We start from the raw sequence: 12,004 nt of genomic DNA on the forward strand, positions 1-12,004 counted from the left end.
ATATCAAACACTGATTTCTTCGTTGAAACAGAATCTGCACTTTCCTAGTCTCAAAGTCTTGTAAATATTGGCTTGCGAGTTTTCGGATGGGTCTAATTGCTCCATAGTAGGTCTGCTTTTCTCGTTCATTGACCACTGGAACCACAATTTCTTGGTCTGTTTTGCCCCATATATAGCCACTCAAATCTCCCCACATTAAATGACATTCATCAATTAGTAACGCTCTCAATTGGCCTGTTTCAATTTCGTTGCGGTTGCTTTCCAACAATGTTTCAATCTCTTTTTTTTTACGGCAACAGCACCTGGGTCGGCTTTTGGGTTTAATTTTGTGGTTTTCTTCCAACTGATTCCAGCTGCTTTAAACAAATCGTAGTAACTTTTTTTGGTTTCGTAAACTACATCGTATTCAAAAGCAAGTTTATACTCTAACTCTCCTATCTCCCAATAATTCTTTGTTTGAAGCCAACTCAATACCTCCTCTCGCTGCTCGGTACTCAAATAGCTCTTCCTTCCTTTGTAGTTTAGTCTTAGACCATTAATTCCATTTTCTTCATATACTTGTTTCCAACCTGTTATCGAACCCAGTGAAACGCCAAGAATTCTTTGGATTTCCTCATATAAGTAACCTTGATAAACCAACTTAACAGCTAACCCTTTTCTCACTTCACGGGTATTTAGATTTTGAACTATAAATTCCTCTAGTTCAGCGATCGCCTGCTGTAAATGCTGTTTTATCATTGCTTTTTATTATACTTAAATTTATCTCCGTATTATCTCTTAGTTTTTTTCAAAAATCAAATATGATTCCTATAGTAGTAATAGCAATAACAATGGTAGCAGCAAGCCAAAACACAAAATAGATTCTGATTCCTTCATTCTTGGTGAGGGGTCTTTCTATGATGATACAGACAATATGTTTGAGGATATTTAAGTATTTATTAATGCACATTTAGTAAAAATGCAAAGGAGATTTAAGATGGCAGCAATTCACTTCGTTGATGGTGAAAAAGGTGGAGTTGGCAAGTCTTTGTTTGCAAGGGTTATGGTCCAATACTGCATTGACAATAAACTCTCTTATGAGTTGGTAGAAGCAGACCAAAGCAATCCAGATGTGGGCGCATTTTACCCAGATAATCATAAAACAGCAGTTTTTAGCGAATCAGAGCGTAAAGCTTATGATGCTGATGAAATTTTTAATTTAGCACTCACAACTTCTGTGATTGTCAATTTACCTGCTCAAGTATACCCAGCAGTAACTGATTGGATTGAGCGGAATCAAATCCTAGAAATTACTGGGAAAAATAAGGTCAAAATATACAAGTGGTTTGTTTGTAGTGGTGGATATGACAGTGTTCAATTATTTATTCAATCTCTCGAACACTTTGAAAACAAGATTAAGCATATATTTGTACGCAATTGTGGTTTATGCGATGACTGGAAACATGTAGATGGACGTAAGGATTTACAGGAATTAATCAAAGCTTATAAAGTAGCTGTCATCAATTTTCCCAAGTTCAGCTATCGAGAGCGGGATATCCTTGATGCCAATCAGATAAATTTTTCTGCGGCTAGAGATTATGGAGAGTTAGGTGTATTGGGTAAGCAGCGATTACACAATTTTCTCAAAAGAGCTTCTGAGGAAATTGAGAAAGCTAAAATTTGGAATCTTCCGGCAGCTTCAATTACTGCCCCAACAGAAAAAGTTGATGATGCTAATGTCAACGGCAAAGTTGCTACCAAAAAGTAGTCTAAGTGATATCTCCCACCATCAAATCAAAGTACCAAATGAGCATGGGGGACGAGGGCGCGAATTACCTAAAAGTAAATACAGATATGAGTAATTCTCACACTGAAGAACTCGATTTAGACGATGAATTTTTGGATTCAGTAGCTGCTAGAGGCAAAGGACTGAGCCAAATTCCTTACCCAACTTTACTAGATTTAGCCATTCGAGGTAAAGATGATTCATTTAAAGCTAGGGTTTGGGAAATTGTAGTCCAAACCGGACTAGACCCTGATGACCCAGCATTTCTGATGATGATTGCTACTGGCAGGCTACAAGTGCTGTTGGAAGACAATCCCAAAGAAATGGAAGCAATGTTTGACCTGTGGCAAACGCAGCTTTATGACCATCTCCAGACATATGAAAAGGCAGCAATCAAAGGTCAGCAAAAAGCGATCGCTCAGTCAGTGACGGCATTAATTAGGCGTACTGAATTTGAGCGTGCTATTCATTCAGTTCCCTCTTTAATTGCTGCGGGAATACTGCTATTAATTGCAGCTGGAGTAGGTGGACTGGTAAGTGTAGGCGGAATGTCCTGGTATCAATCCAGTCATCTAGATCCTGCTGGGCCACGCCAACTCACACAAGCCCAAGCCAATGCTTTGGAATGGGCAACCAGTAATGAAGGTAAGTTTGCTCACAACCTAATGCAATGGAATCAAGATTTACTCAGTCGCGATCAAAACGGTCAGCTTTCTTGTGCTAAAGATGTCAAGCGTTTGGGGGTAACACTGGAAATTGGAGCAAGTAGCAGAAAAGCCTCATCCGGGTTCTGCACGTTATGGACATCACCTGGCAATCAGCGCAAGTTTGTATCTAAGTTAAAAAATTAGTTGTCAATTTTTCAATCGTAGAAGAGGATTCAGCAGATGTTTACCGGCAAAGTTAACTGGCTTTCGCTGCTGGTAATAGTAAGTATAATTACAGCTTGTACCCCTACTACTGTAAATGTCAGTGGCAAGGGTGAGAGGAATACGACTCAAGCTCAAGCTCAAACTGTGCCTGATTATCCGCCGATGTATGACGTGAATGTTAAAGTTTGTGGCAACATCATTGCCCCCCTCAAGGATGGAAAACGTTGTGTCAATCAACAATTGCGTTTGTGGGGGCCAGTAGGAGAGGCAAAATTAGCTCGTGCTGGTATTTCTCTGCCATCAGTGAAGAGCGTAGAGCATAAATTGGCGATCGCCTCGAAAGGCTGTTATCCTGTTTATTCCCAACCTGACCAGCAGCAGTTTTATTGGGCTGATTCCATTATTCAAGTCAACAGGGGAGGAACTGCACCCACAGTCGAAGTCAAGCCAACTCAACTTTCAAACCAGCAGATTTATGAGTTAATAACTAGTAAACTTTCCAGTCGGACAGTTAGAACATTTGGTGGGGTGGGTTGCGAACCTGCATCTTCGGTAAAATAAAGCTTTTACGGTTGAGGGTGGGTGGGCAAAAAAGTTACCCCACATTTTAGTGGGGCTGCTGTGAGAGCCAGCAGGTAATTAAGAAGCTTCAGCCCATCTAGCTGTACGTTGTTGTTTGTGAGCTTTGCGCCGCTCCCGTACTGCATCCAAATCTTTCAGTCCATACAGACGTTTGGCGTATGCTAATAGTTCATTGATGGGAGTTTCGCTATAGTCCTGGCGAAAGTGAATGTTATGTTCGTTCCAATCAAACTCTTGCTGACTGAAACGTGCTTGAGCAGCAAGTTCTCGTCCACTTTCTTCCCGCAAAACTTCCAGTACCATCAATCGTACTTTATCTTGATATCCCATTACTTGCTCTAAAGCTTTGGTCTGTTGCTGATTACGAGTCATTTAATTATCCTTTGATTAACGAATTACTACATCTCACCTAGACAGCATCGACAGATGCCTTCTGAGTTAGAGTTCACTTTTAAATCTCTTTAAGTCAGTAGCGATCGCTGCTTTCAATTCTGTTTTTTGTCTGCGGGTGGGCGGGGAATAAAAATGCCCCGATTTAGATAATTCGGGGCATTGTAATTAATCGTCAATTTCTACATCTTCATCATCTTCATCTTGTTCCAAATCGTCATTTATCAAGTCATCAGAGTTGCTACTCAAACTATTGAGTCCGTCCATGCGTTTAGACCGAGCAGCTTTATGAGAAGCACGTCTATCTCGAATTTCATCAAGATTATTCAAGCCGTAAAGTTTGCGGGCATAATTCACCAGTTCTTTTAATGGTGTATTTACATAGTCCTTACGGAACTGGGAATTGTGTTTGTCCCAATCAAATTCTTGTCCGTTAAACCTGGCTGCTGCTGCTAATTCTCTTCCTGATTCTTCCCGCAATACTTCAATTACCATCAGGTGTACTTTTTCCTGATAAGTCGTTACTCGTTCTAAAGCAGGAATATGCCTTTCAATTTTACGTGATGCTTTAGCAGTTTTGCGAGCATTAGCGTTCACCATGAGAATTACTCCTTGATATTTAGTATTTTTATCATAGAAACAGCATCGAAAGATGCAATTCGCTCCAATTTCAATTCTTTATTCAGCAAAAAAATAATCTGTATTGTTTGAGGCAATACATGGTTATTTTGGGTTATTATTCTGTCAGTTACTGAGAATAAGTCAGAATTATTTATTCGTCTTCATCTGAATCATCTAATTCGTCATCTTCATCTAAATCTTCGTCGAGTTCATCTTCGATATCCTCCTCATCTTCATCCAAGTCTTCGTCCAGTTCGTCATCTAAATCGTCAAGTTCTTCCTCTTCTTGTTCTTGGAAAGAATTACGACGTTCCAGAGATGCGCGGTTGAATTCCACTAAATCTGCTATTGCTTGCTCTGGGTCAGTACTAATAGTGTCATACAGCATACTCATGAAAATTGCCACTACTTCTGGTGCATATTTGAGTGCATCTGGTTGTCCAAACAATTTAGTAAATAATTTGGTATTCCATTTTTGCCAATCAAACTTTTTGTTACCACCTTTCTTTTTGACTTGGGCTGCAATATCAAGTCCGAGTTTTTCACGCGCTGCATGACCGATTTTAGTTGAAACACGCGAATCCCGTAGCTGCAACTTAACGCCGTATTCTTTGAAGATTAGGTTCCGCAATTCCTTCAACAAGAAGATTGCCTCTTCTTGTGGTGAAGCATTCGCTACCTTTGATTTAGTTGTAGCGGATGTGCCATTAGTTTTGGCAGATGTTTTAGCATTAGCTCCGTTGCGATTGTTGTTATTGGTTTGAGCTTTAGCGATTCCTTCGGAGCGCTTTGCATACGCCATTTTACAGCTTCCTTTAATCAAGTAAATTTTTCACCTCCTTGCCGCAATCGCGGCTTTCACATCCATTTCATTTCAATTTCATTTTTTTGCGATTTCAAACCTGTCTTTGCTGCGACGACAAATTTATGCTTTGGAATTAAGAGATAAAGAAACGCACTAGGAGCAGTTTCCGAAATTAACGCTGTACTGGAGGCGATCGCTCTTTTCCACGTAAGAAATATAGCCAACCCGCGAGTGATAACTATCCATGTGGCTAAAGCATCAGTAATAAATTTGCTCTACAAGGGGAAAGTAAGTTATTGAAGTCAGATTTATGAAATTGATGACAGACTGGCCTGCTCTAGCTAACCAAAATACACCAATTGTGGCTGTGGAGTATCATACGCCTGACAGAATGCAGATATTACAGCAGTTTTACCATTGGGGTGAAGAGCGTTCTTTGTCAGTCTTTGTCTGGAATCCTGGTTATTGTGGACTACAGAAATTAATTCAGCATCAAGATCAGTACATCTTACAGTCAACTGACAGGGGTAAAAACGGGGACATTATTCAGTATCTTCTGGAGGAATATCAACCAGCCATTTATTTACTGGAGGGAGTGCTAAATGAGGGTGATGGTAGCAAAATAAGTCAAAAATTCTGCATGGCGAACTCGATATTGCTGCCCTGCAACGTGCATTTCAAGTTTTAGTAGAGCTACATCCTTGTTTACGAACTACCTTTAGTGCTTCCCAAGGAAAACCCACGCAGCATATCCACGAACACTTAGAGGTTTGTTTTCAGCAAGAGGACACTTCGACCTGGAGTGAAGAATTCCTACGTGACTGCTTAATCACGGAAGCTCACCGTCCTTTCAATCTGGAAACTGGCCCCTTGCTGCGGGTAAATTTGTTCACTCAGTTGACCAATGAACATATCTTGCTGCTAGCTGTACACCATATCATCGCCGACTTCTGGTCTTTAACAGTACTTGTAGATGAGTTGGGAATTATCTATCAAGCACAAAAAGCTGACAAGCAACATACCCTCATTCCTCTAACCTTACAGTACACAGACTATGTTCGTGCTTTTGCAGAAATGCTCGCTAGTCCCACAGGTGAAAGGCTTTGGGTATATTGGCATAAACAACTTTCAGGCCAGTTACCAGTTCTCAATTTACCTACTGACCGACCTCGACCACCCATACAAACTTATCAAGGGGCTTCGCAGTTATTCCAACTGAATGCAGATTTAACACAAAAACTCAAAGCTCTCAGTAAGGCTAACAGTGCTACCCTCTATATGACCTTGCTAGCAGCTTTTCAACTACTGCTCTACCGCTTATCAGGTCAAGAGGATATATTAGTAGGCTCGCCAACAACAGGTAGAAGTCGGGCAGATTTAGCGGCATTGGTGGGGTATTTTGTCAACCCGGTGGTTGTGCGATCGCATATTTCTGGAAATCCAACTTTTGAGGCATTTCTCAATCAAGTGCGTTCCTCTGTACTTGATGCTTTCAAGCACTCTTGTTACCCCTTTGCACGCTTAGTTGAGCAACTACAACCAGTGCGTGACCCCAGTCGCTCCCCACTGTTCCAAGTAATGTTTGTCTTGCAGAAAACGCACTTGCTCAACGAAGAAGGTTTGGCAGCATTCGCGTTAGGAGAAACAGGGGCAAGGATAAAACTAGGGGATCTAGAACTAGAATCCCTGCATTTGCCCCAGCGTATAGCTCAGTTCGATTTGACGCTGATGATGGCTGAGGTGAATGGAGCGTTGTCTGCTTCTTGGCAATACAATACAGACTTGTTTGATGCTGCTACGATTGCCCGAATGGCAAAGCATTTTCAGACATTGCTGGAAGGGATCATCGCTAACCCACAGCAGCACGTCTGTACTTTGCCACTTTTAACCGAGTCTGAACAGCATAAACTACTAGTGGAATGGAACACTATCCAAGCCGATTATCAAAGCGATTTCTGTCTCCATCAACAGTTTGAGTTTCAGGTACAGCAAACACCAGAAGCAGTTGCACTGGTGTTTGAACAAGAACGGCTCACCTACCGAGAATTAAACCAACGGGCGAATCAATTAGCACATCACTTGCAGGCTTTAGGAGTCAAACCAGAAGTGTTGGTTGGCATTTACCTAGAGCGATCAACAGATATGGTGGTGAGTATTTTGGGAGTTCTCAAGGCTGGTGGGGCTTACGTTCCCCTAGATCCCACCTATCCTAAGGAGCGTCTAGCCTTCATTTTAGATGATGCTCAGGTTTCAGTATTGTTAACGCAGGAGAAATTGCTTACAGGTTTGCTTGAGTGTGGGGCGCAGGTGGTTTGTTTAGACAAAGACTGTGAAATTCTAGGTCAAAAAAAGGTAGATAATCCATTTACTTCAGTAACTACAGATAATCTGGCTTATGTAATTTACACCTCCGGGTCAACTGGCAAACCCAAAGGTGTTTTGGTTAATCACCAGAACGTGATGCGGTTGTTTGTTGCCACCCAGTCGTGGTTTAACTTTAGCGATCGCGATGTGTGGACAAATTTTCACTCTTATGCGTTTGACTTCTCAGTTTGGGAAATTTGGGGCGCTCTCCTTCATGGTGGACAGCTGGTGGTGGTTCCTTACTGGATTACTAGGTCGCCAGATGCGTTTTATAACTTGTTATGCACCGAACAGGTAACAATCCTCAATCAAACTCCTTCTGCTTTTCGTCAATTAATACGTGTACAGGAGGAAGCAGGTAACACTGAAACTTTAGCTCTGCGAAAAGTGATTTTTGGTGGAGAAGCTTTAGAACTTCAGAGTTTACAGCCCTGGTTTGAGCGACACGGAGATAGGGAACCGCAATTAATCAATATGTACGGCATTACAGAGACAACCGTACACGTAACTTATCGTCCCATAACTATGGCGGATTTAAGCCAAAGAGTCGCTAGCCCAATCGGGCATCGTATTCCTGATTTGCAAGTATACCTGTTAGATTCACAACAGCAACCAGTTCCTATTGGGGTGGCTGGTGAACTCTACATTGGTGGTGCGGGTGTGACTCGTGGTTATCTCAATCGCCCGGAACTAAATGCTGAACGGTTCATTACTAATCCCTTTGAAAATTCAAAATTCAACCGTCTTTATAAATCTGGGGATCTGGCTCGTTACTTGCCCAATGGCGAACTTGAGTATTTGGGACGCATCGACCAACAAGTTAAAATTCGCGGGTTCCGTATTGAGTTGGGAGAAATAGAGGCAGTTCTGTGCCAACACCCTGCTATTCAAGAGGCGATCGCTCTAGTTCGAGAGAATAACTCTAAAAGCTGGGGGATCAATTCAATCAATGATCTGGAGGACTCAGTGGCGATCGCTGACTTACGCCGTTTTATCAAGGAGCGATCGCCTGAATCAAAATCTGAGCATAGTAACCAGTTATTAGTTGCTTATTGTGTTTATCATCAGGAGCTAAAACCTAATCTGACTGAATTACGCGGCTTTTTGCAAGAGCGATTGCCAAACTACATGATACCTGCGGCTTTTGTGATGCTCAAGGCATTTCCCCTGACGGCGAACGGGAAAGTAGATCGCCCTGCGCTTCCTGCTCCCAGCAACGTTCGACCTGATTTAGAAAAAGTATTTGTAGCTCCGCGCACATCAGAGGAGAAGGTGCTAGCTCAGATTTGGTCACAGGTTCTAAATCTCGAGCCGATAGGCATACACGACAATTTCTTTGAATTAGGGGGCGATTCTATCCGGAGTATTCAGGTACGAGCAAGAGCCACTGAACAAGGCTTGAACTTTTCGCTTCAGCAACTCTTTCAGCATCAAACTATTGAGCAACTAGCGCAAGTATTGACTTATTGCGAATCTCATGCTTTTTCAACGCCGAAAACGGCAGCATTTAGCCTCATCTCTGATGCAGATCGTCAAAAACTACCTAGCGGTATAGAAGATGCTTATCCCTTAGCTAGGATTCAGGCTGGAGTGATATTTCACAGTCAAGCCAGTCCTGATTCCCCGATGTATCATGACATCTTCCTTTATCATCTGGCAGTCCATTTAGACACTCAGCTTTTTCAAAAGGCTCTACAGCAGTTGGTTGAGCGTCACGCCATCCTCCGCACCTCATTTGATCTGACTAACTTTATCGAACCACTACAGCTAGTTCATCAGACAATTTCTGTACCATTTCATGTAGAAGATTTGCGCCTTCTGTCGCCAGAACAACGCCAGCAAGCAATAAAAAACTGGATAGAAGCGGAAAAAACTCGAAATTTTGACTGGAATTGCCCTCCCCTGATTCGCTTTTTTATTCACCGCCTCACAGATGATTCCTTTTATCTGACTTTGAGTTTTCACGACTCGATTCTAGATGGATGGAGTACAGCTTCTTTACTCTCAGAATTGCTGCATCGTTACGACGCTCTCCTCAGTGAAGAAATCTATCCTCTTGATTCACCTCCAACTATTTCTTACCGAGACTTTATTGCTCTTGAGCGTTCAACCCTTAAGTCCACAGAATGCCAAGAATACTGGCAAAAGAAATTGCAAGGTCATGTAATCACGAAATTACCTCGCTGGTTGTCTACTCGTGGTAAAACCGGAAATCCTCAAATTGGTGTTCTCAATGTTCCCATTTCTCACCAGCTTTCTGACGGATTAAAGAAACTGGCTCGACTGGCAGAAGTTCCAGTTAAACACGTCTTACTGGCTGCACACTTAAGAGTTATGAGTTTGCTCAGTGGTGAAACCGATATCCTTACAGGGCTGGAGTCCAATGGAAGATTGGAAGAAAAAGACGCAGAGCAAACGCTGGGTATTCACCTCAACACAGTCCCTTTGCGTCTGCAACTGAGAGGCGGAACCTGGGTAGAGTTAGTGCAACAAGTCTTTGAGGCGGAACGGGAATTGTTAGCCTTTAGACGTTATCCCTACGCTGAGTTGAAGAAACTTAACAGTAATCAGCATTTATTTGAGACTGTTTTTAACTACACACATTTTCATGTTTTCAAAAGCCTGCAATCCTTGAAAAATATAGAAATTTTGGGGGCGCAAGGATTTGGAGAAACCCACTTTGCTTTGAGGGTTGAGTTTAATCGCGATCCAATTTCGGAACGGATACAACTCGATTTGGAGTGTGATTTAACAGATATAGACAATGCACAACTAGAGGCAATTGGCAACTATTTCAGCGAAACCTTAATGGTAATGTCTACACAGCCTTGGGATCGTTATGAGTTCCAATGTTTGCTCCCAGATAAAGAACAGCAGACTCTGTTAGTGGATTGGAATAACACTACAACTGAATATTCACAGGATTTATGTATTCATCAACAATTTGAAATTCAGGCTGCAAAAACCCCTGATGCGATCACCTTAATTCTTGAAGATCAGCAACTCAGTTACCAAGAATTGAACGATCGCGCCAATGTAGTTGCACATCACCTACGTAGTTCAGGAGTTAGTCCCAATGTACCAGTAGCAATCTGTGTAGAGCGATCGCTGGAAATGGTAGTGGGAATCCTGGGTATCCTCAAAGCTGGCGGTGCTTATATTCCGCTAGATCCGGCGTATCCTAGAGAACATCTGTCCTTCATCCTAGAGGATGCTCAAGTACCAATTTTTCTGACTCAAGCACATCTGATTCCAGGACTCCCCGCCCATCAGGCGCAAATAGTATGTCTAGACTCAGATAAGAACACCTTGACTCAGGAGAGTATAGAGAACCCCGTCAACAACAATACTCCAGAAAATCTGGCATACATCATCTACACCTCCGGCTCAACAGGGCAACCCAAGGGAGTGTTAATTACTCACAAAAACTTGGTTCACTCGACCAGTGCTAGGATGACCTACTACCAAGAAGCCGTTAGCAGTTTCTTATTAGTTCCCTCCTTCGCCTTTGATAGCTCAGTAGCCTGCATTTTTTGGACACTTTGTCAAGGAGGAACCTTGGTGCTGCTGAAGGAGGGTAGCCAAAAAGACATTTGGCAGTTGGCAAAGGCGATCGCTAAATATCAGATTTCACACTGGTTGAGTGTTCCTTCCCTATACAGCGCTCTATTGGCGCATATAGATTTGGCCGAGTTGGTTTCTCTTAGCACCGTCATTGTAGCAGGGGAGACTTGTTCTAGTGAGTTAGTAGAACGTCACCGTCAACTACTGCCTTCGACATCCCTATTCAATGAATATGGCCCAACGGAAGCAACAGTCTGGAGCAGCGTGTACGATTGTCAAAACCATGATTTAACAACTCCTGTTCCTATTGGTCGCCCAATTGCGAACACCCAAGTATATTTGCTGAATTTTTATGGTCAACTAGTACCAATTGGAGTTCCTGGGGAACTACATATCAGTGGTTTTGGTTTAGCTAAGGGGTATCTTAACCGCCCTGAACTGACAGCCCAAAAGTTTATCCCCAATTTGTTTAGCAATGAACCAAGCGATCGCCTTTACAAAACTGGGGATTTGGCGCGTTACCTACCGAATGGCAACATTGAGTTTTTGGGACGTAGCGATCATCAGGTGAAACTGAGAGGATATCGTATTGAACTAACAGAAATTGAAGCAGTTTTATTGCAACACCCCCTTATCCGCGAGGCTGTTGTCATTGTCAGGGAAGATAATTCAGGTAACAAACGTTTAGTAGCTTATGTGTTATCTGAGCAAAAACCTGCGCCTACAAAGGGCGAATTGCAGAGTTTCTTAAAACAAAAGTTACCAGAGTACATGATCCCCACCACCTTCGTCATGCTGGATACCCTGCCATTAACTCCTAATGGGAAAGTCGATCGTCGGAATTTGCCAGCACCCGAACAAGACCAATCTGAAGAAGAAAAAATGGTTCAAATTCTCAAACTTCTGGAGACTCTTTCAGAAGACGAAGTGAAAGCAATGCTTTCCCAAAAACAATTATCCATACAAAGTCAGTAATAACAATTTGCCATGAAGATGCACTTAATATTGGCATTGCACAAACAACGAATGAAATAAGTTAAA

At 42.3% G+C, this 12,004-nt stretch carries 7 protein-coding genes and 2 pseudogenes; 5 read left to right on the forward strand and 4 right to left on the reverse strand.

Translation table 11 applies throughout. The annotated features are described in order from the left end of the window. Window positions 1–94 precede the first annotated feature (94 nt). Window positions 95–714, reverse strand: a pseudogene (locus PI95_RS24240) (IS630 family transposase); the annotation flags it as partial. 262 nt (window positions 715–976) lie between these two features. On the opposite strand from PI95_RS24240, the gene PI95_RS24245 reads away from it, so the two are divergent. The 3 genes from PI95_RS24245 to PI95_RS24255 are packed head-to-tail and all read left to right on the forward strand — an operon-like array spanning window position 977 to window position 3,198. Beyond that, window positions 977–1,747 (forward strand): P-loop NTPase family protein, encoded by a 771-nt coding sequence (locus PI95_RS24245; RefSeq protein WP_039753113.1) that lies wholly within the window; start codon window positions 977–979, stop codon window positions 1,745–1,747. Window positions 1,748–1,791: 44 nt separating this feature from the next. Further along, window positions 1,792–2,616: a DUF6753 family protein gene (locus PI95_RS24250; RefSeq protein WP_236117174.1), complete on the forward strand. Its 825-nt coding sequence runs from the start codon at window positions 1,792–1,794 to the stop codon at window positions 2,614–2,616. Between the two features lie 36 nt (window positions 2,617–2,652). Continuing rightward, window positions 2,653–3,198, forward strand: a complete 546-nt coding sequence (locus PI95_RS24255; protein WP_039753114.1) for a hypothetical protein — start codon at window positions 2,653–2,655, stop codon at window positions 3,196–3,198. A gap of 78 nt (window positions 3,199–3,276) precedes the next feature. Here the strand turns inward: PI95_RS24255 and PI95_RS24260 are convergent, their stop codons facing one another. From PI95_RS24260 to PI95_RS24270, 3 genes are all read right to left on the reverse strand, one after another. Next, the gene (locus tag PI95_RS24260) at window positions 3,277–3,591 is read right to left on the reverse strand and encodes a hypothetical protein (protein ID WP_039753116.1); all 315 of its coding nucleotides are present in this window, start codon (window positions 3,589–3,591) and stop codon (window positions 3,277–3,279) included. Window positions 3,592–3,777: 186 nt separating this feature from the next. After that, window positions 3,778–4,209, reverse strand: coding sequence for a hypothetical protein (locus PI95_RS24265; protein ID WP_039753118.1), 432 nt, complete (start codon window positions 4,207–4,209; stop codon window positions 3,778–3,780). Between the two features lie 172 nt (window positions 4,210–4,381). Next, window positions 4,382–5,032 carry a hypothetical protein gene (locus PI95_RS24270; RefSeq protein WP_039753120.1) on the reverse strand — a complete coding sequence of 217 codons (651 nt, stop codon included), beginning with the start codon at window positions 5,030–5,032 and terminating at the stop codon, window positions 4,382–4,384. Window positions 5,033–5,354: 322 nt separating this feature from the next. On the opposite strand from PI95_RS24270, the gene PI95_RS36185 reads away from it, so the two are divergent. Beyond that, on the forward strand, window positions 5,355–5,723 hold the full coding sequence (locus tag PI95_RS36185) for a hypothetical protein (RefSeq protein WP_236117175.1): 369 nt from the start codon (window positions 5,355–5,357) through the stop codon (window positions 5,721–5,723). Beyond that, window positions 5,672–11,938: pseudogene (locus PI95_RS24275) on the forward strand (amino acid adenylation domain-containing protein); the annotation flags it as partial. The gene PI95_RS36185 and the pseudogene PI95_RS24275, both read left to right, overlap by 52 nt. Window positions 11,939–12,004 lie beyond the last annotated feature (66 nt).

Source organism: Hassallia byssoidea VB512170 (genome assembly GCF_000817785.2).
In the GTDB taxonomy this organism is placed as follows: domain Bacteria; phylum Cyanobacteriota; class Cyanobacteriia; order Cyanobacteriales; family Nostocaceae; genus Hassallia; species Hassallia carrinoi.

What these genes read in the sequence shown, in the direction of transcription:
- PI95_RS24245 (WP_039753113.1), top strand. Translation starts at nt 977, where the DNA reads ATGGCAGCAATTCACTTCGTTGATGGTGAAAAAGGTGGAGTTGGCAAG.
- PI95_RS24250 (WP_236117174.1), top strand. Translation starts at nt 1,792, where the DNA reads ATGGGGGACGAGGGCGCGAATTACCTAAAAGTAAATACAGATATGAGT.
- PI95_RS24255 (WP_039753114.1), top strand. Translation starts at nt 2,653, where the DNA reads ATGTTTACCGGCAAAGTTAACTGGCTTTCGCTGCTGGTAATAGTAAGT.
- PI95_RS24260 (WP_039753116.1), bottom strand. Translation starts at nt 3,591, where the DNA reads ATGACTCGTAATCAGCAACAGACCAAAGCTTTAGAGCAAGTAATGGGA.
- PI95_RS24265 (WP_039753118.1), bottom strand. Translation starts at nt 4,209, where the DNA reads ATGGTGAACGCTAATGCTCGCAAAACTGCTAAAGCATCACGTAAAATT.
- PI95_RS24270 (WP_039753120.1), bottom strand. Translation starts at nt 5,032, where the DNA reads ATGGCGTATGCAAAGCGCTCCGAAGGAATCGCTAAAGCTCAAACCAAT.
- PI95_RS36185 (WP_236117175.1), top strand. Translation starts at nt 5,355, where the DNA reads ATGACAGACTGGCCTGCTCTAGCTAACCAAAATACACCAATTGTGGCT.